Origin of the sequence: Novosphingobium sp., assembly GCF_041905565.1 — a bacterium.
In the GTDB taxonomy this organism is placed as follows: Bacteria; Pseudomonadota; Alphaproteobacteria; order Sphingomonadales; family Sphingomonadaceae; genus Novosphingobium.
Genome location: NZ_JAYRKX010000008.1, coordinates 65,989 through 84,360 on the forward strand (window position 1 = coordinate 65,989; position 18,372 = coordinate 84,360).

20 protein-coding genes and 1 tRNA gene are annotated in these 18,372 nt (G+C 66.3%); 1 reads left to right on the forward strand and 20 read right to left on the reverse strand.

Annotated features, from left to right (window positions below; all coding sequences use genetic code 11):
- Positions 1-10 precede the first annotated feature (10 nt).
- From ACE3N9_RS08425 to ACE3N9_RS08465, 9 genes are all read right to left on the reverse strand, one after another.
- A complete protein-coding gene (locus ACE3N9_RS08425; protein ID WP_374282777.1) occupies positions 11-1,933 on the reverse strand; it encodes a potassium transporter Kup in 1,923 nt (640 codons plus the stop codon).
- A gap of 96 nt (positions 1,934-2,029) precedes the next feature.
- Positions 2,030-2,680, reverse strand: a complete 651-nt coding sequence (locus ACE3N9_RS08430; protein ID WP_374282779.1) for a tetratricopeptide repeat protein — start codon at positions 2,678-2,680, stop codon at positions 2,030-2,032.
- Positions 2,680-3,087 carry a cytochrome c-type biogenesis protein gene (locus tag ACE3N9_RS08435; RefSeq protein WP_374282956.1) on the reverse strand — a complete coding sequence of 136 codons (408 nt, stop codon included), beginning with the start codon at positions 3,085-3,087 and terminating at the stop codon, positions 2,680-2,682. Before ACE3N9_RS08435 ends, ACE3N9_RS08430 begins: the two co-directional genes overlap by 1 nt.
- Entirely contained in the window at positions 3,087-3,638 is a 552-nt protein-coding gene (locus tag ACE3N9_RS08440; protein ID WP_374282781.1) for a redoxin family protein, read from the reverse strand. The genes ACE3N9_RS08435 and ACE3N9_RS08440 overlap by 1 nt, the downstream gene beginning before the upstream one ends.
- Complete coding sequence (locus ACE3N9_RS08445) at positions 3,635-5,578, reverse strand: heme lyase CcmF/NrfE family subunit (protein ID WP_374282783.1); 1,944 nt, start codon at positions 5,576-5,578, stop codon at positions 3,635-3,637. Before ACE3N9_RS08445 ends, ACE3N9_RS08440 begins: the two co-directional genes overlap by 4 nt.
- Positions 5,575-6,033, reverse strand: coding sequence for a cytochrome c maturation protein CcmE (ccmE, locus tag ACE3N9_RS08450; RefSeq protein WP_374282785.1), 459 nt, complete (start codon positions 6,031-6,033; stop codon positions 5,575-5,577). The genes ACE3N9_RS08445 and ccmE overlap by 4 nt, the downstream gene beginning before the upstream one ends.
- Positions 6,030-6,170, reverse strand: coding sequence for a hypothetical protein (locus tag ACE3N9_RS08455; RefSeq protein WP_374282787.1), 141 nt, complete (start codon positions 6,168-6,170; stop codon positions 6,030-6,032). The genes ccmE and ACE3N9_RS08455 overlap by 4 nt, the downstream gene beginning before the upstream one ends.
- Positions 6,163-6,840, reverse strand: a complete 678-nt coding sequence (gene ccmC / locus ACE3N9_RS08460) for a heme ABC transporter permease CcmC (RefSeq protein ID WP_374282789.1) — start codon at positions 6,838-6,840, stop codon at positions 6,163-6,165. Before ccmC ends, ACE3N9_RS08455 begins: the two co-directional genes overlap by 8 nt.
- A 154-nt stretch (positions 6,841-6,994) precedes the next feature.
- A tRNA-His gene (locus ACE3N9_RS08465) sits at positions 6,995-7,071 on the reverse strand.
- Positions 7,072-7,236: 165 nt separating this feature from the next.
- Here ACE3N9_RS08465 and ACE3N9_RS08470 point away from each other — a divergent pair.
- Positions 7,237-7,572, forward strand: coding sequence for a PilZ domain-containing protein (locus ACE3N9_RS08470; RefSeq protein ID WP_374282791.1), 336 nt, complete (start codon positions 7,237-7,239; stop codon positions 7,570-7,572).
- A gap of 81 nt (positions 7,573-7,653) precedes the next feature.
- Here ACE3N9_RS08470 and rpmE read toward each other — a convergent pair whose 3' ends face one another.
- From rpmE to tsf, 11 genes are all read right to left on the reverse strand, one after another.
- Positions 7,654-7,884, reverse strand: coding sequence for a 50S ribosomal protein L31 (gene rpmE, locus ACE3N9_RS08475; protein ID WP_374282793.1), 231 nt, complete (start codon positions 7,882-7,884; stop codon positions 7,654-7,656).
- A gap of 272 nt (positions 7,885-8,156) precedes the next feature.
- A complete protein-coding gene (gene fabZ / locus ACE3N9_RS08480) occupies positions 8,157-8,633 on the reverse strand; it encodes a 3-hydroxyacyl-ACP dehydratase FabZ (protein WP_374282795.1) in 477 nt (158 codons plus the stop codon).
- 21 nt (positions 8,634-8,654) lie between these two features.
- Positions 8,655-9,464: an OmpH family outer membrane protein gene (locus ACE3N9_RS08485; RefSeq protein WP_374282797.1), complete on the reverse strand. Its 810-nt coding sequence runs from the start codon at positions 9,462-9,464 to the stop codon at positions 8,655-8,657.
- The gene (bamA, locus tag ACE3N9_RS08490; protein ID WP_374282799.1) at positions 9,464-12,121 is read right to left on the reverse strand and encodes an outer membrane protein assembly factor BamA; all 2,658 of its coding nucleotides are present in this window, start codon (positions 12,119-12,121) and stop codon (positions 9,464-9,466) included. Before bamA ends, ACE3N9_RS08485 begins: the two co-directional genes overlap by 1 nt.
- Positions 12,122-12,328: 207 nt before the next feature.
- Positions 12,329-13,417 carry an RIP metalloprotease RseP gene (gene rseP / locus ACE3N9_RS08495; RefSeq protein ID WP_374282802.1) on the reverse strand — a complete coding sequence of 363 codons (1,089 nt, stop codon included), beginning with the start codon at positions 13,415-13,417 and terminating at the stop codon, positions 12,329-12,331.
- A 25-nt stretch (positions 13,418-13,442) separates the two neighbouring features.
- Complete coding sequence (locus ACE3N9_RS08500) at positions 13,443-14,597, reverse strand: 1-deoxy-D-xylulose-5-phosphate reductoisomerase (protein ID WP_374282804.1); 1,155 nt, start codon at positions 14,595-14,597, stop codon at positions 13,443-13,445.
- 2 nt (positions 14,598-14,599) lie between these two features.
- Positions 14,600-15,289 carry a phosphatidate cytidylyltransferase gene (locus ACE3N9_RS08505; RefSeq protein WP_374282806.1) on the reverse strand — a complete coding sequence of 230 codons (690 nt, stop codon included), beginning with the start codon at positions 15,287-15,289 and terminating at the stop codon, positions 14,600-14,602.
- Positions 15,276-15,920 (reverse strand): polyprenyl diphosphate synthase, encoded by a 645-nt coding sequence (gene uppS, locus ACE3N9_RS08510; protein WP_374282958.1) that lies wholly within the window; start codon positions 15,918-15,920, stop codon positions 15,276-15,278. The genes ACE3N9_RS08505 and uppS overlap by 14 nt, the downstream gene beginning before the upstream one ends.
- Before the next feature lie 59 nt (positions 15,921-15,979).
- Positions 15,980-16,537 carry a ribosome recycling factor gene (gene frr, locus ACE3N9_RS08515; protein WP_374282808.1) on the reverse strand — a complete coding sequence of 186 codons (558 nt, stop codon included), beginning with the start codon at positions 16,535-16,537 and terminating at the stop codon, positions 15,980-15,982.
- Between the two features lie 4 nt (positions 16,538-16,541).
- Positions 16,542-17,261 (reverse strand): UMP kinase, encoded by a 720-nt coding sequence (gene pyrH / locus ACE3N9_RS08520; RefSeq protein ID WP_374282810.1) that lies wholly within the window; start codon positions 17,259-17,261, stop codon positions 16,542-16,544.
- A 127-nt stretch (positions 17,262-17,388) separates the two neighbouring features.
- The gene (gene tsf / locus ACE3N9_RS08525) at positions 17,389-18,315 is read right to left on the reverse strand and encodes a translation elongation factor Ts (protein ID WP_374282812.1); all 927 of its coding nucleotides are present in this window, start codon (positions 18,313-18,315) and stop codon (positions 17,389-17,391) included.
- Positions 18,316-18,372: the final 57 nt, after the last annotated feature.

The following is an 18,372-nucleotide window of genomic DNA, read 5'->3' on the forward strand; positions in this document are numbered from 1 at the left end:
CAAGCCCGCGTCAGATTTCGACCTGGCTGCCGAGTTCGACCACGCGGTTGCTGGGCAGGCGGAAGAATTCCATCGCGCTGGCGGCGTTGCGCAGCATCCAGGCGAACAGCTTTTCGCGCCACAGCGCCATGCCCGGCTTGGACGAGGCGATCAGCGTCTGGCGGCTGAGAAAGAAGCTGGTCTTCATCATCTCGAACGGGCCGCCGCACATGTTGGCGCTTTGCAGGGCAGCCGGCACGTCAGTCTCCTCAAGGAAGCCGAACCGCAGCGTCAGGCGGTAGAAGCCCTGCCCCAGGTCCTTCATCGTGCAGCGTTCTGCCGGATCGACATAGGGCACGTCCTGGATCGCGATGGTCAGAATCACCACGCGTTCGTGCAGCACCTTGTTGTGCTTGATGTTGTGCAGCAGCGCCGAAGGCACGCCCGAATTGGTGCTGGCCATGAAGATCGCCGTGCCGGGCACCCGCGCCGCGCTGGAATGCGCGCTCTTGGCGAAGACTTCCATCGGGATCGACCCTTCGGCCATGTTCTGCCGCATCAGCGCGCGCCCGCGCGACCAGGTGGTCAGCAGGGTGAAGATCGCCAGGCCCATGACCAGCGGCACCCAGCCGCCATCGGGGATCTTGGTGAAGTTGGCCGCGAGGTAGGCCGCGTCGAGCGCGAAGAACAGCACCAGCAGCGGCACCGACAGATAGGGCTTCCACTTCCACATGCTGAACAGCACCACCGCCAGCAGCACGTTGTCGATTGCCATCGCGCCGGTCACCGCGATGCCATAGGCAGCGGTCAGGTTCGAGCTCTTCTGGAACATCAGCACCAGCAGGATCACCGCGATCATCAGTGCGGTGTTGATCACCGGGATATAGATCTGCCCGGCGTTGACGCTGGTGTACTTGATCGACATGCGCGGGATGAAGCCCAGCTGGATTGCCTGCTGGGTGACCGAGAAGGCCCCGGTGATCACCGCCTGCGACGCGATCACCGCCGCCGCGCTGGCGATGAGCAGCAACGGCCACTGGAACCAGTCGGGCGCAAGGAAGTAGAACGGGCTTTGCAGCGCTTCGGGGCTGCGCGACAGCAGCGCCGCCTGACCCAGGTAGTTGCAGACCAGCGCCGGCAGGACGATGAACAGCCAGGACACGCGGATCGGGCTGCGGCCGAAATGGCCCATGTCGGCATAGAGCGCTTCGGCCCCGGTCACCGCCAGCACCGCCGCACCCATTGCCAGGAAGCCGCGGAACGGATCGGCGATGAACATGTTGACGGCGTAATGCGGGCTCAGCGCCCAGATCACGCCCGGGGTCTGCAGCACGCTGATCACCCCCAAGGTGGCAATGACCGCGAAATAGACCAGCATCACCGGGCCGAACAGCCGGGCAACCTTGGCCGTGCCGCGGCTCTGGATCATGAACAGGAACACCAGGATGCCGACCACCATCGGCACGACCCAGCGTTCCATCGCCGGGTTGTAGACCGCGACCCCTTCGATCGCGCCCAGCACCGACACCGCCGGGGTAATCATCGAATCACCATAGAACAGCGCCGTGGCGAAGACCCCCAGCAGCACGATTCCGGTCGACCATGACTTGCCCGCCACGTTCTGGTTGATCAGCGCCAGCAGCGCGAGCGAACCGCCCTCGCCCTTGTTGTCGGCGCGCATGATGATGGTGACGTATTTCAGCGTCACGATCACCATCATCGACCAGAACATCAGGCTGATGATCCCGAACAGGTGCAACTGATCGAGCGGCAGCGGATGATGCCCGGCAAAGGTGTCGCGCATCGCATAGAGCGGACTGGTGCCGATGTCGCCGAACACCACGCCGATCGCGCCCACCGCCATCGCGGCCACGCCGCCCTGGTGGTGACCGTGGCCGGAATGCGGTTCGGCGCTGGCGCCGTCAGCAGCTGCTACCTGGACCGGTTCACTCATGCCCTGCTGCGCCCCTTGGAATCACGCATTAAGCTTCCCGCCGATTGACCGGGAAAGAGCCGCGATTAGCAGCGCCGCCCGATACCGGCAACAGCTTCAAGGCCTTGGCCCGTCCGGCGCGGCCTGCGCGGCAATGAATGCATCGAGCCGAGCCAGCCGCTGTTCCAGATCGCCGCGCCACGGCGCGTCCTTGGGTGCGCGGGCCAGCAGGGCGGCCCACATCGCCCGGCCTTCATCCAGCTTGCCGCTGCCGGCCAGGGCCAGCCCCAGGAAGAACGGCGGGCCGGGATGTTCGGGATCGGCCTGCTGCGCGCGGGTATAGGCATATTGCGCCGCCGGGGTCAGGTTGCCTTCGGCATGGCCGACCAGGTTGTTGGCCAGCGCCAGCCAGGCATCGGCGTTGTTCGGATCCTTTTCCACCGCGCCCAGCACCACCCCGGCGGCATCGCCGAACTGGCCGTTGCGGGCAAAGGCATCGGCAATCACCATCCAGCTGTTGGGCATCTGCCCGCTCTGCTTGGCGAGTTCCTGCCGCGCGGCGACCAGTGCGGCAGCGTTCTTGGGCTTGGCCTCCTGGGCCAGCTTGGGCGCGCCGGGCTGCGCGGGCCGCGCCTGCCAGGCGAACCCGGCAATGCCGAGCAGCAGCGCCGCGCCGATCGCTTCCCAGCCGCCACGCGGCGCCTTGAATGCCAGCACAAGCAGCGCAAAGGCCGCCAGGGCCAGCCCCAGTGCGATTATCCAGCCCATCAGGCCCCCTTCCCGCCAAACCGGCGGCGCAGCAGTGCAAAGGCCAGCGCAACCAGCACCAGCGGCGCGGCGAACAGCGGCCAGGTCGCCCCGGTCAGTTCGGGCTTGTAGCTGACGTAATCGCCATAGCGTTCGATCAGCCAGGCACGGATCGCTTCGGGCTCCTCGCCCGCCTGGATGCGCAGGCGCACCTGGCTGCGCATGTCCCCGGCAATCGGCGCGTCCGAATCGGCAATCGACTGGCCCTGGCACTGCAGGCAGCGCAGCGTCTGCATCAGCGCGTGGGCCTTGGCCTCCTGCGCGGGATCGGCCAGCTGGGTATAGGCATAGGGCGCGGGCGGCAGCTTGTCCTGCGCGAAGGCAGGCAGGGCCAGAGCCGCGGCCAGCAAGAGGCACAGCGCGCGAATCACTGCCCGGCCTCCTTCAACTTTTCGAGGATCATCGGCACCTGCTCGGGCCGGATTTCGCCGATGTGCTGGTATCGGATCGCCCCCTTGGCATCGATCACGAAGCTTTCCGGCACGCCGGACGAGCCCAACGCGAACTGCACCGCGCTGACATTGTCCGCGCCGACCCGGGCAAAAGGATTGCCATAGCGGGCAAAGAACCGGTCAAGATCCTCGCTCTTGTCGCGGATGGCAACGCCATGCACTTCGACGCCGGCCTGCCGCAGCTGCCCCAGCACCGGCGCTTCAGCCGCGCAAGGCACGCACCAACTTGCAAAGATGTTGAGCAGGCGCGGCTTGCCGCCGACCATGTCGGCACGGGCCAGGCCCGGCCGGTCGGCCACGGCGGCAGGCAGGTTGAATTCCGGCAGCGGCTTGCCGATCATCGCGCTGCGTACTTCCCGCTCACCCGGGCGCAGCAGGCCCGACAGGAACAACGCGACGAACCCGGCGAACATCGCCAGCGGCAGCCACATCGCCCAGCGCGCTGGTTTGGCTTCGGGCGCGCTCATCGGCCCTGCCTTTGCCGGCGGTACGCAATCTTGTCGCGCGCGATCAGGCGGCGCACGTCGCTCGCCACGCGGCCCAGCAGCGCCAGCACCCCGCCCAGCGCGATCAGCAGCCCGCCGTACCAGATCATCGGCACGAACGGCTTCCACCACAGCCGCAGCTGCCAGCGCCCGTCCTCGGACTGTTCGCCCAGCACGGCATAGAGCTGCCCGTTCCAGCGAGTGTCGAGCGCGCTTTCGCTGGTGGCCTGTGGCGGCGACCAGAACTGGCGCGCCTGGGGTTTGAGCAGATCGGGCTTGCCGCCCTGGTAGCTCGCCTCGATGGCGGCTTCGAGCGCGGTCCAGTTCGGCCCGGCGACGGGTTCGATCGAATCGAGCTTCAGCTCCCACGGGCCGACCGCAACCTTGTCGCCCACTTTCATCGCGACCAGCCGTTCGGTGGTGAAGGCGCTGTCGCTGGCCATGCCCAGCAGGGCGACTGCGACGCCGAAGTGCGCCACGACCATGCCCCACAGCGGCAGCTTGACCGTGCGCAGCTTGCGCCCGCGCAGCGGCATCAGGCTGGCAACCGCCAGCACCGCCGCCAGCGCCAGGCCCAGCAGCGGCAGCAGCGGCACGCCGAAGAAGGCCAGCGCCGCCAACGACCCCAGCAGCAGCGCGGCGATCATCAGCAGTTCGGGGCGAATCCGGCGCAGGTTGTCATTGCGCCAGCGCAGCAAGGGGCCAACCGCCAGTACCAGCAGCATCGGCACCACGAACATGGCGCCCGCCGGGTTGAAATAGGGCGGGCCGACCGAAACCTTCTGCCCCATGCTTTCCGCCAGCAGCGGATAGAGCGTGCCGACCAGCACGATCCCCAGCGTCGCGGTCAGCATCACGTTGTTGAACACCAGCGCGCCTTCGCGGCTGGTCAGGGCAAAGCGTTCGCCCTCGGTCACGCTGGCGGCGCGCAGGCCGAACAGGGTCAAGGCCGCGCCGATGTTGATCGCCAGCAGGGCCAGGATGAAGCTGCCGCGCGTCGGATCGACGGCAAAGGCGTGAACGCTGGTCAGGATGCCCGAGCGGACCAGGAAAGTGCCAACCATCGACATCGAGAAAGCCACCACGCCCAGCATCACCGTCCAGGCGCGCAGCGCGTTGCGCGCGGCCAGCACGCTGGCGGAATGGAGCAGCGCGGTTGCCGCCAGCCACGGCATCAAGCTGGCGTTTTCGACCGGGTCCCAGAACCACCAGCCGCCCCAGCCCAGCTCGTAATAGGCCCAATAGGACCCGGCGGTGATGCCCAGCGTCAGGAAGATCCACGAGCCCAGCACCCAGGGGCGCATCGCGCGGGCAAAGGCCGGCCCGACCTCGCGCGTGATCAGCGCGCCGATGGCGAAGCTGAAGGCAATCGAAAGCCCGACATAGCCGATGTAGAGCGTGGGCGGATGGAACGCGAGGCCCGGATCCTGAAGCAACGGGTTGAGCCCAAGCCCTTCCACCGGCACCGGATCGAGCCGCTCGAACGGGTTCGAGGCGAGCAGCAGAAAGGCATAGAAGCCCAGGCTGACGAACGCCTGCCCCGCCAGCGTCGCGATCATCGTCGGTTCCGGCAGGCGCCGTTCAACCAGCGCGACGAAGCCGCCCGCCAGCCCCATGATCGTCACCCACAGCAGCATCGAGCCTTCGTGGTTGCCCCAGGTTCCGGCGAACTTGTACAGGAACGGCTTGGCCGAATGGCTATTTTCCGCGACCAGCTTGACCGACAGGTCGGTCTGGCAGAACAGCACCAGCAGCGCGATGAAGGCCAGCGTGGTCAGCAGCCCCTGCATGATCGCCACCGGGCGAATGATCGACCCCAGCGCATCGCCCCGCCCGGTCAGCGCCAGGCTGGCGGCGAGCAATTGCAATGCCGCAAGCGCAGCGGCGAGCCACAGCGCGGCCAGGCCCAGATTGGCGATCACCGGGTTTCTTCCACCGTCTTGCGGGCCTGCTCGGCAGTCATTCCCGCCATTTCGCGCGGCACGTACTTCTCGTCATGCTTGGCCAGCAGGTTATCGGCCACGAAAGTGCCGTCCGCCCCCAGCTTGCCTTCGGCGACCACGCCCGACCCTTCCTTGAACAGGTCCGGGCGGATGCCCTTGAACGTCACGGGCACCCGCGCCTTGCCATCGCCCACGACGAACCGGGTGGTAATCCCATCGGCGTCGGTCTTGATCGAGCCGGCCTCGACCATCCCGCCCAGCCGCACCGCGCGGCCCGCCTCGGGCGGATTGGCGGCGATGTCGGCGGGCACATAGAAATAGCTCGCCTGGCTGCGCAGCCCCCAGGCCGCCAGCAGGGCCGCGCCAATCAGCGCGGCCAGCGCAACGAGCACCAGCACCAGGCGCTGGTGCTTGGCCTTGATCGGCTGGTTCATCTCTCGCGGCTCCGGTCACGGCGGGCTTCGGCGCGGCGCATCGCGTTCCACGATGCCGCGATCAGCGCGCAGGTTCCGCCAATGCCCAGGGCATAAGCGGCATAAACGAACGGCCAGTGGTCAAGCCCTTCAGACATCGCTTGCCTCCATCGCGCGGCGGCGCAGGCGCGCTTCGGCCTGTTGATCAGCCAGGATTGCCCGCATCCGCATCAGCACCACCGCGCCGAACAGCAACGAGAAGCCCAGCGTGGCCGCGAGCAGCGCCCAGAGGAACTCCGGCGCCATCTCGCTCTTGCCCATCGAGATGCTGGGCGGCTGGTGGAGCGAATTCCACCACAGCACGGAATAGTGGATGATCGGGATATTGGCCGCGCCAACCAGCCCGAAGATCGCCGGGATGCGCGATCCGCCATCCCCGTCACGGTTGGCGGCGTCGGCCAGCGCAAGGTAGGCGAGGTAGAGGAACAGCAGCACCAGCATGCTGGTCAGCCGGCCGTCCCACACCCACCAGGTGCCCCAGGCCGGGCGGCCCCACAGCGATCCGGTGATCAGGCACAGCGCGGCAAAGAACGCGCCCGGCAGGGCAATCGCCCGCGCGCCGATCCCGGCCAGCGGGTGGCGCCAGACCAGTTCGGTCAGGCTGGCGGCCGCAATCGCGGTCCACCCGCCCATGCCCAGCCAGGCGGCGGGCACGTGGACGAACAGGATCCGCACGCTATCGCCCTGCAGGCGTTCGGCCGGCGCGCCGACCAGCCCCCAGGCCAGCGACAGGCCAGTGATAACCAGCCCCGCCAGCAGCAGGGGCATCGTCAGTCCGCGCGCGAGGCGCAGGAATCGAGCGGGATTTGCGAAACCGTGCATGGCCTTGTGATTGCGCCTTTGGCACTGCCCGCCGCGCGGAGCAAGGGCATTGCCCGTGCCCCGCGCAGCTATGCCCAAAGTTTTCGACGAAAGTGAAAAATGGGGCGATCGATGGGGTTCGAACCCACGACCTCCGGTACCACAAACCGGCGCTCTAACCAACTGAGCTACGATCGCCACACGGCCGGCCATGGACCGGTAAACGCAGGCGCGGCCATTTGCACAGGCTGGCCGGAATGGGAAGCGGAAAATTTGCCGGTTAAGCTTGTGGCGGGTCGAAAATGTTAACCAAGCCCTGCTAGCCCGGCCCGTAACAACCGAAAGAAAAAGGAAAAGACGGTCGTGTCCGCCAAGCCCAACCGCCAGGCCAAGCTGCCCGAATCCCCGCGCCCCAAGACCCGCAAGGCGACTCGCCACAGTGTCCAAGGGCTGGTGGTGGTGGTGCGCGGTTCGCAGGGCGACCGGGCCACAGCGCAGCTCAACGACTTTTCCGCCTTCGGCTGCAATATCGTGACTGACGCGTCGTGGCTGCGGATGGGTTGCTTCATCTCGCTGCGGCTGTCGGACGATGTCATCGTCCAGGCGATCGTGCGCTGGGTGCGCGACGGGGCCTGCGGGGTCGAATTCCTGCGCCCCCTGCCCTATGCCGATGCCGAGGCCTTCGCCCGCGGCTGCTGAACCAAAGCGCGGCACAAACGAAAAGGGCGGCCCCGCAAGGAGCCGCCCTTTCGCTTGCCGGGCGCGCGCGGCGCCCCGGCCTCAGCCCTTCTTGAGGCTGAGCCCGCCGAAGCGCTTGTTGAACTGGGCAACGCGGCCGCCCTGGTCCAGCAGACGCTGGTTGCCGCCGGTCCATGCCGGGTGCGAGGTCGGATCGATTTCCAGCACCAGCGTGTCGCCTTCCTTGCCCCAGGTGGAGCGGGTTTCGAACACGGTGCCGTCGGTCATCTGCACCTTGATCATGTGATAATCGGGATGGATATCGGCCTTCATGGGATCACTCTTTCGCTGTGGCCGGTTCCGACCGGCCGGAAATTGACGCGCGGCGCATAGCCGGGACGCGCGCGGAAATCAAGGTGAGTCCTTTTCCGGCTGACGCCGGTGCGGACAGGCCATCCGGCCTGTCCTTGCAACACCAGCCCGCTCCCCCGGCCCAACCACCCACAGGGTACCTTGAACGGGTGGTTGGGCCGGGGGAGCGGGCTGGTGTCGCAAGCCAACTGCGGATGCAGTTGGCGTACCCGACAAGGACTCAGAATTCCCGCTCAGCTATCCGCGATCATCGCGGTGAACTGCACTTCGCAGGTCACCTTGCCATCGACGCTGGCCTTGCCCCAGAACTTGCAGACGCGCGAACGCTTCTGCACGAAGCCGGCTTCGAGGTGCAGCAGCACGCCGGGTTCCACGGGGGCGCGGAACTTGGCTTCCTCGATCGCCATGAAATAGACCAGCTTGCCGCTGCCAGCCAGGCCCAGGCTTTCGATCGCGAGGATCCCCGCGGCCTGGGCCAGGGCTTCGATCTGGAGCACGCCGGGCATGATCGGCCGGCCAGGGAAATGTCCCTGGAAGAACTCCTCGTTGAAGCTGACCGCCTTGATCGCGTGGATCTGGTCCTCGCTCACCTCGACCACGCGATCGACCAGCAGCATCGGGTAGCGATGCGGCAGGGCGGCCAGGATGGCGCGATGGTCATAGACCTTCGCGCTCCCGGCCGGTGCGGCGGCGTCGTGCTGTTCGCTCATCCTTGCCCCCGGATACTGGCCTTAGCGGCCTTCGGGCTGCGGGCCGGCGGGACGCGGCGCGGGAGCGGCCGGAGCCGGGGCCGCCGGATTCGGCGCACCAGCGGCCGGAGCCGGAGCACCCGGCGCGGCCGGCAGCGGCGCACCGCCCTGGGCGGCCTGCTGCGCGCGCAGGCGGCGCAGCTGGGCCGGTTCCCAGCCCGGCGGCGGGATGAACTGCGCGCTGGGCAGCAGCACGTTGAGTTCCTGGACGATTGCCAGCGTCAGGTCGTTCGCGGCGCTGGTGTTGAGCACCACGACCTGCGGGTTGAGCAGCAGGGTGACGTTCTTCTTGGCCATGGCGGCCTTGACCGCGTCGTCCAGCTTGGCCAGCACCTGTTCCTTGACGTATTCGCGCGAGAACACGACCGGGGCGATGATCCGGTTGAGGTCGTTCTGGCCGCTCTTCTGCAACTTTTCGATCGCGTCTTCCTGGGCCTTCAGCGCCACCTTGTTGGCGGTGGGCACCTTGGCGTCCTTCTCGTACTTGGCGACCAGCCCGTCGATCTGGGCCTGGAGCTGCTGCGCGCGGCTCTGGTAGCTATCGAGCGTGGCCTTGTAATAGGTCTGGCGCTGCTTTTCAGCCTCGACCGTCGCCTGGGCGGCTTCGACCACCACTTCGACATCGGCCACCGCGATCCCGGCGGTGGGGGCGGTGATGCCGGCGGCGGGCGCGGCGGCAACCGGCACGACCGGGGCGGGAGCCTTGTCCTTGTCCTTGGCGGCCAGCGCGGGAGTGGCCAGGGCAAGCGCGGTCATGCCGGCGAGCAGCACGGACTTGCGGAAAGTGTTCATCAGAATTGGGTTCCTACGTTGAAAGTGAAGCTCTTGGTGTCGTCGCCAGGGCGCTTGAGCAGGGTCTTGGCAAAGTCGATGCGGAACGGACCGAACGGCGAATTCCAGTTGACGCCGATCCCCACGGCGACGCGCGGACGCGGCGAATTGCCCTGGAAGATTTCGCGGAACGGCGCGACGCTGTTGCCCAGGGCCGTGTTGGCGGTGCTGGACAGGCAGGCCGGGGCACTGGGGTTGGTCGCGCTGCTGACCGTCGAGGTGCTGGTCGCGATGCAGTTGGCGTCCACCGCATCGACCTGGAGGTAAAGCGGATTGCCGGCCGTATCGCGGGTGGGAATGAAGATGCCGTTGGGGAACGGGCTGCTTTGCAGCGCCGGGGTGCGAACGCCCCAAACCGCGCCGGCATCGAGGAAGATCGACGGCCGCAGCCCCATTTCCTTCGCCCCGCTGCCCAGCGGAATTTCGAGTTCGAGGTGGCCGAGGTAGTAGTACTTGCCGCCGAGCGCGTCGTCGGTCACCGAATCCCGATCGGTGACGACCTTGGCGTTGCCGCTGCCATCGTCGATGATCGGCTGGCGGATCACGCGCGGGCCGACCCCGCGAATGTCGAAGCCGCGAATGTCGGGTTCACCCAGGTAGAACCGGTCGGTCAGGCGGACTGAATCAACCCCGGCGACGTTGTTGCCACCAAACGCCTTGATCGCCCCGGCTTCGCCCCGGACAGAGAAGATGAAGCCCTTGCCCACCGGGAAGTACTGCGCCGCGTTGAGCCGCATGCGGGCATACTTCACCGAACCGCCCAGCCCGGCAAATTCGGTCGAAACCGAAACGGCGCGGCCGCGCGTCGGGCGCATGCGGTTGTCGAGCGTGTCGTAGATCAGCGACAGCCCCAGAATCGAGCTGGTGCGCTTGCCGATCGCTTCGCACAGGTAGCGGCCGGCGAGCAGCGGGTCGCATTCCTGCACCCCCGGCGTCTGCCGGGTGCTGAAGAACTGGGTCTTGTCGAGCGACACGTCGTCGTAGTTCAGCGTGTAGCTGCCCACGGCCGAGATATATTCGGTCAGCGGAATGCCGGCACGCACCTGGAAGCCGGTAGTCGACTGCTTGTAGGTCGTGTTGCGGCTGGAATTCAGGTAGTTGAAGCTGTTGTAGTCGCGCCGGTAGAGGTTGACCCCCAGCGACACGTTGCGATCGAACATGTAGGGTTCGGTGAAGCTGACTTCGGCGCTCTTCGAATAGTTCGAATAGGACAGCGACAGGCCGATGGTCTGCCCGCGCCCGCGGAAGTTGCGCTGCTGGATCGAGCCCTGGAAGATCAGCTTTTCAAGGCTGGAGTAGCCCGCCGAAAGCTGCAGTTCGCCGGTCGGCTTTTCCTCGACGTTGGCTTCGAGGATGATCCGGTCGGGCGCGCTGCCCTGCTTCTGCTCGACCTCGAACTTTTCCTGGAAATAGCCGAGCGAGTTGATGCGCGCGGTCGACCGCTTGACCTGGAGGGTGTTGAACGCATCGCCTTCCGCCAGGCGGAATTCGCGGCGCACCACCTTGTCCTGCGTCAGCGTGTTACCGTTGACGTCGATCCGCTCGACATAGACGCGCGGCGCCTCGGCGATCTGGAAGGTGATCCCCATGCTGAGATCGTCCTTGTTGCGGTCATAGCTGGGGCGAACGTCGGCAAAGGCATAGCCAAAGGTGCCGGCGGTTTCGTTCAGGCGGTCGATCGTGTCCTCGACCAGCTTGGCGTTGTACCAGTCACCCTTCTTCATCGGCAACTGGGCGGCGAGGCGATCCCCGTCGAAGTCGCGCAGCTGGCTTTCGACCTTGACGTCGCCGAACTTGTAGCGCTGACCTTCCTCGACCACGTAGGTCAGGATGAAGTCCTTCTTGTCCGGCGTCAGTTCGGCCACGGCCGAAATGATGCGGAAATCGGCATAGCCCTTGGTCAGGTAGAACTGCCGCATCTTCTGCTGGTCGAAGGCCATGCGGTCCGGGTCATAGCTGGTGCCCGAGCTGAACACCTTGGTCAGCCCGGTCTGCTTGGTCACCATTTCGCCGCGCAGTTCGCCATCGGAAAACTGGTCGTTGCCGATGATGTTGATCTTGCGGACCTTGGACTTGGGTCCTTCGCTGATTTCGAAGACGATATCGACGCGGTTCTGGTCGAGCAGCACCATCTTCGGCTCGACTTCGGCGGCGAAGCGGCCCTGGCGCTTGTACAGCTCGATGATCCGGGCCACGTCGGCGCGGACCTTGGACCGGGTGAAGATCTGGCGCGGGGCCAGCTTGATTTCGGGGAGGATCTTCTCCTCCTTCAGGCGCTTGTTGCCTTCCAGGATGATCCGGTTGATCACCGGGTTTTCCTTGACCGCGATGGTCACCGCGCCCTGGTTGTTGGAAATCTGCACGTCCGAGAACAGCTCGGTCGCGAACAGGTCCTTCAGCGCCATGTCGGCGGTAACCTGGGTATAGGGCTGGCCGATCCGCAGCTTGATGTACGAACGGATCGTATCGGGCTCAAGCCGCTGGGCGCCGGTCACCGTGATCGACTGGATATTCTGCACCGCTTCGACCGGCGCGGGGGCCGGCAGCGGGGCGGGCGCGGCCTGGGCCAGCGCCAGAGTGGGCACACCGGCCAGGATCGTCGTTCCCAGCAGCGCCATGGCGTAGCGAACAGACGCGGTGCAATCCTTGGAAGTATGAGTGTTCGGCACGGTTGTTCCCGTCAATTTGTGCATTGCGCCTGCCGCCCACCCCCGTGCGGGGCCGAAAGCGCACTGCAGACATGAAGAGGCCCTCTGCCCGATGCTGTCAAATTCATCAAGCAAGGAAGGCCTTGTCGCCCGCAGTTATGATCCAATTTCCTTTGCCTATCTGCCGAAGATCGGCAGCGAGGCGATGTCGTTGAGTGTGACGAACAGCATCAACCCCAGCACAAGGGCCAGGCCGGTGCGGAACGCCCATTCCTGACTGCGGGCATCCAGCGGCCTGCGGCGGATCGCTTCCGCGGCATAAAGCGCCAGGTGCCCACCGTCTAACCCAGGGATTGGCAGGAGGTTGATGAATGCCAAATTAATTGAAATCAGCGCCGCAAACGAGACAAATGCAGGCCAGCCCATGGCCAGGCTTTCGCCCGAATACTTGGCGATCTTGATCGGTCCGCCCAGCTCCCGGACCGAGCGTTCGCCGACCACGATCTGCTGCAATCCGGCGACCATGAAGCGCACCACGCCGACCGACTGATCGAAGCCCTTGGCCACGGCCGTGACCGGCCCGACCGGGGTAAAGCTGAGCCGCGAGGAAATGCCGATCTGGCCGCGTTCGATGCGGTTGCCGAAGCGGTCGGTGCTGACGACGGCGGGGATGGTCACCGGCACGGTCAGTTGCCGCCCGGCGCGCTCCACCTCGATCGCGATCCGCTTGCCGGGATAGAGCACGACGTGGCTGACCACGTCCTCGAAAGCTGCCACCTTTTCACCGTCGATCGCGACGATCCGGTCGCCCTTCAGCATCCCGGCCGCCTGCGCCGCCGAATTGGGCGCAAAACCATCGACTACCGCTGCCGAGGTCGGCACGCCGTAGCTCATGTTGAACACCGCAAACACCGCCACGGCCGCGAGCAGGTTGGTCAGCGGCCCGGCCAGCACGATCAGCGAGCGCTGCCACAGCGCCGCGCCCTGGAAGGTGCCCTTGAGCGCTTCGGGCGGCGCATCGGCCAGCGCCGGATCGGGCACACTGGCGCCATTGGCATCGCCCGCGAACTGGACGTAACCGCCCAGCGGCAGCAAGCCCAGTTTCCAGCGCGTCCCGCGCCGGTCGGTCCAGCCCGCCACTTCGCGGCCAAAGCCGATCGAGAAGACATCGGCCTTCACGCCGAACCAGCGCCCGACGAGGTAGTGACCCAGCTCGTGCATCAGCACCAAGGGGCCCAGCACCAGCAGGAATGCACCAATTGTCATCAACAGGGAGGGGGATTCGGGCAAGTCAGACCAACTCCAGCATATCGCGCGCCACGCGCCGCGCTTCGGCATCGATGGCGAACACGTCGCCAAGCGCTGCCGGTGCAGGCGGAGCATAGTGCGCCAGAACCTGCTCAACCATTACCGCGATCCGGGTGAACGGCAGTTGACTGGCGAGAAACGCCGCCACCGCCACTTCGTTTGCGGCGTTGAGCACCGCCGGCGCCGCCCCGCCCGCCTCGGCCGCGGCGCGGCACAGGGCGGTTGCGGGAAAGCGGACCTCGTCGGGCGCGCGGAAGGTCAGCTCGCCAATCGCCGCCAGGTCGAGCGGCGCGCAAGGGGTGTCCATCCGCGCCGGCCAGGCCAGGCACGAGGCGATCGGCACGCGCATATCCGAAGGGCCAAGCTGCGCCAGCGTCGAACCATCGCGGTATTCGACCATCGAATGGACCACCGATTGCGGGTGGACCACGATCCGCAGCTTTTCCAGCCCGACCGGGAACAGGTGGTGTGCCTCGATCAGTTCAAGGCCTTTGTTGAACATCGTCGCGCTATCGACGCTGATCTTCGCGCCCATGTCCCAGTTGGGATGCTTGATCGCCTGCGCCGGGGTGGCGGCGTGCAATTGTTCAAGGCTCCAGTCGCGGAACGGCCCGCCGCTGGCTGTAAGCGTGATCGAACGGACGTGGGCGTAGTCATTGCCCGCCAGGCACTGGAAGATCGCGTTGTGTTCGCTGTCGACCGGCAGCAGCACGGCCCCGCTGCGCGCTACGGCGGCAGTCATGACGTCACCGGCGGAAACCAGGGCTTCCTTGTTGGCCAGGGCAACGGTCTTGCCGCATTCGATCGCCGCCATGGTCGGCGCAAGGCCCGCACAGCCGACAATCGCCGCCACGGTCATGTCCGCGCCGCGCGCCGCCACTTCGACCAGCGCCGCCGCACCGCCCGCTGCCGCAATCCCGCTTCCGGCCAGCGCCGCGCGCAGGTCCGGCAGGCAAGCCTCGTCCGCGACGACGGCCAGTTCAGCACCGAATTCGCGCGCCAGCCTTGCCAATTCCTGCGCCTGGCAATTCGCGGTCAGCGCGACGACGCGCCACTTGTCCCGCTCGCGCCGCACCAGGTCGAGCGTCGAAGCGCCGATCGAACCCGTCGCGCCCAGGATGGAGATGGTGCGGGTCATGGTCAGAACAGTTGCGGAAAGGAAATCAGGCCGAGCACGAAGCACACCGCCAGCAAGCCATCGACGCGGTCGAACAGCCCGCCGTGGCCGGGGATGAGATGGCTGGAATCCTTCACGCCGGCGCGGCGCTTCATCCAGCTTTCGAAGAAGTCACCGGCCTGCGCGGTGATCGCCAGCACCGACCCCATGGCCAGCAGCCACGGCAGGCTTTTGACCAGGTTCCAATGCGCCACCTGCGTGGCCACGAACCACAGCGCCAGCGTGGCGCCCAACATGCCCCCGCCCAGCCCTGACCAGGTCTTGGAAGGACTGATCCGCGGCGCGATCTTCGGCCCGCCAAAGGTCCGCCCGGCGAAATAAGCCCCCACGTCGGTGGCAATCACGCCCGCTACCAGCGCCAGCAGCACATCGGGAAAACCGGCAACGCTGCCCAGGCCCGCCAGCATGGTCGCGCCCAGCCCGACATAGGCTGCACCCGCTACTTGCCAGCCGAGCATCGCCAACGTGGATCCGGCAATGGCGCGCGCCAGCCGCGTCCACTCCCACAGCACCCCCAGCGCGACTGCGGCGACAAACGCGGTCCACACCCAGCCGCCCAGCCACAGCGCCGTCCCGGCAATCGCGACCATCACCACCGCCGATGCGGTGCGCACGCCAAGGTCGCTGTTCTTCTTCGGCTCAGCGCCCGCCATAGCGCCGCTCCCGCTGGCCGAACTGTTCCAGCGCTGCTTCGAGGTGCGCCGGCTTGAAATCGGGCCACAGCACGTCGGTGAACCACATTTCGGCATAGGCCGCCTGCCACAGCAGGAAGTTCGACAGCCGCACTTCGCCAGACGTGCGGATCAGCAGGTCAAGCGGCGGCAGGTCCGCCGTATCGAGCTCCGCCTCGATGCTCTCGGGCGTGATCGCCCCCTTTTCCGCCGCCTTGGCGGCAGCGCGGGCAATCTCGTCCTGCGAGCCGTAGTTGAGCGCGACGACCAGCGTGCAGCCGGTGTTCGCGGCAGTCTTCGCCAACGCGTCCTCGATCAACTCGACAATGTCAGGCGCCAGCGCGCGCCACTGGCCGATAATCTTGAGCCGGACGTTGTCGCGGATGAATTCGTCCAGGTCGCTCTGGATGAAGCGCTTGAGCAGCCCCATCAGCGCTGAAACTTCGTCCTCAGGCCGGCGCCAGTTTTCGGTGCTGAAGGCATAGAGCGTCAGCGCCTCAAGCCCCATCGCGCGCGCGGCACGGCTGAGCGTGCGAACCGCTTCCACCCCGCGCTGGTGGCCCACCGCGCGCGGCAGATGACGCTGCTTGGCCCAGCGGCCGTTGCCATCCATGATGATGGCAACATGGCGCGCGCCGTGGGTCGCCACACCGCCAGGGGCAGGTGCGGCGCTCACTTGCCGAGGATTTCCTGTTCCTTCTGCGCGGCCACGGCGTCGGCTTCCTTGATGATCTCGTCGGTCAGCTTCTGCACTTCGGTTTCGCCGCGCTTGCGATCGTCTTCCGAGATTTCCTTCTTGGTCTCGTCAGTCTTGAGCGCGTCCATCCCGTCGCGCCGCACGTTGCGGATCGCGATGCGGGCCTTTTCGGCGTACTGGTGCGCCAGCTTGGCCAGTTCCTTGCGGCGCTCCTCGGTCAGGTCGGGGATCGGCAGGCGGATGTTGTTGCCATCGTTGATCGGGTTGAGCCCGAGCCCGGCCGAACGGATCGCCTTTTCCACCGGGGTCACGTTCGACTTGTCCCAGACCTGCACCGACAACATGCGCGGTTCGGGCGCTGAAACGGTCGCCACCTGGTTCAGCGGCATGTGGCTGCCATAGACCTCGACCGTGATCGGATCGAGCAGCGAAGTGTTGGCGCGGCCGGTGCGCAAGCCCCCCAGATCGTGCCGCAGCGATTCCACCGCACCCTTCATCCGGCGTTCGAGATCGGCCTTGTCGTACTTGGCCATGGGCCTACCCTTTCTTCACAATGGTCTGCGTCCCCTCGCCGCGCAGCACCTTGGCCAGGTTGCCCTTTTCGCGGATCGAGAAGACGACGATCGGAATGTCGTTATCGCGGCACAGCGCCACGGCGGAAGCGTCCATCACCTTCAGGTTGGTCGCCAGAACCGTGTCGTAATCGACCGTATCGTAACGCTTTGCCGTGGGGTTGGTCTTGGGGTCGCTGTCATAGACCCCGTCCACCGACGTGCCCTTGAGCAGCGCGTCGCACTGCATTTCCGCCGCGCGCAGGGCAGCCCCGCTGTCCGTGGTGAAATAGGGTGCGCCAACACCGGCGGCGAAAATCACCACCCTGTCCTTTTCAAGGTGACGTTCGGCACGGCGGCGAATGACGGGTTCGCACACCTTGTCCATTTCCACCGCGCTTTGCACGCGGGTGTGGACGCCCAGTTGCTCCAGCGCGTTCTGCATGGCCAGCGCGTTCATCACCGTGGCGAGCATGCCCATGTAGTCGGCCTGGGCGCGGTCCATTCCCTTGGCCGCGCCGGCCATGCCGCGGAAGATGTTGCCGCCGCCGATCACCAGGCAGATTTCCAGGCCGGTTTCCTTGGCCGCCTTCACCTCGCGCGCCAGTTCCGCGACGAATTCGGGATCGATCCCGAACTGCTGCTGGCCCATCAGCACTTCACCCGAAAGCTTCAGCAGAATGCGTTTGTAGGTGGGCTTGCTCATCGTCTGTTGCATCGCTCTCGCAGGGTTTGCAGGGCCTTATACCCTAGGCGGGGTGATGCCAAGGGTGGGCAAGGAAAAGGGCGCGAACCTTGCGGTCCGCGCCCGAATTCCTGCCTTGCGGCGCGGCTCAGTTGAGGCCGGCGGCCGCAGCGACTTCGGCGGCGAAGTCGCTCACTTCCTTCTCGATGCCTTCACCGAGCTGGAAGCGGACATAGTCCTTCAGCACGATCTTGGTGCCGGCGGCCTTGCCCGCGGCTTCCACGACCTGCGCCACCGGGGTCTTGTTGTCCATCACGAACAGCTGGCTGAGCAGCGCGTTGTCCTTGGCGAACTTGGCCACGGCGCCATCGACCATCTTGGCCTGCACTTCGGCGGGCTTGCCCGATTCGGCGGCCTTTTCGGCGGCGATCTTGCGTTCGCGCGCGATCATGTCCTGATCGAGATCGTCAGCGTTCAGCGCCAGCGGGAAGGCAGCGGCGATGTGCATCGCGATCTGCTTGCCCAGCGATTCCAGCACGTCGGCGCCGGCTTCCGATTCCAGCGCGACCAGCACGCCGATCTTGCCGAGCATCGGGGCAGCGGCGTTGTGCATGTACGGCACGACCAGGCCCTGGGCGACCGAGACGGTCTTCATCCGGCGGACCTGCTGGTTTTCACCGATGGTCGCGACGTTGTTGGTCAGCGTGTCGGCCACGGTGCCGCCGCCCGGATAGGCCGCGGCCTTGAGCGCTTCGACATCGTCCGAGGCCAGCGCCAGCGCGGCTTCGGTAGTCTTGCGCACGAAGTCCTGGAACTGGTCGTTCTTGGCAACGAAGTCGGTTTCCGAGTTGACTTCGACGGCAACGCCCTTGGTGCCGGCCACGGCCACGCCAACCAGCCCTTCGGCGGCGGTGCGGCTGCTCTTCTTGGCGACGGCGGCCAGGCCCTTGGCGCGCAGCGCGTCGACCGCGGCTTCGAAGTCGCCGCCGGTTTCGTCCAGCGCCTTCTTGCAATCCATCATGCCCGCGCCGGTGCGTTCGCGCAGGTTCTTCACGTCAGTGGCGGTATAGGCCATTGCAGTGGTCCTTCTTCAGATAGGGGGGTCGGCGCCGGGTCACGTGGACCCGGCGCG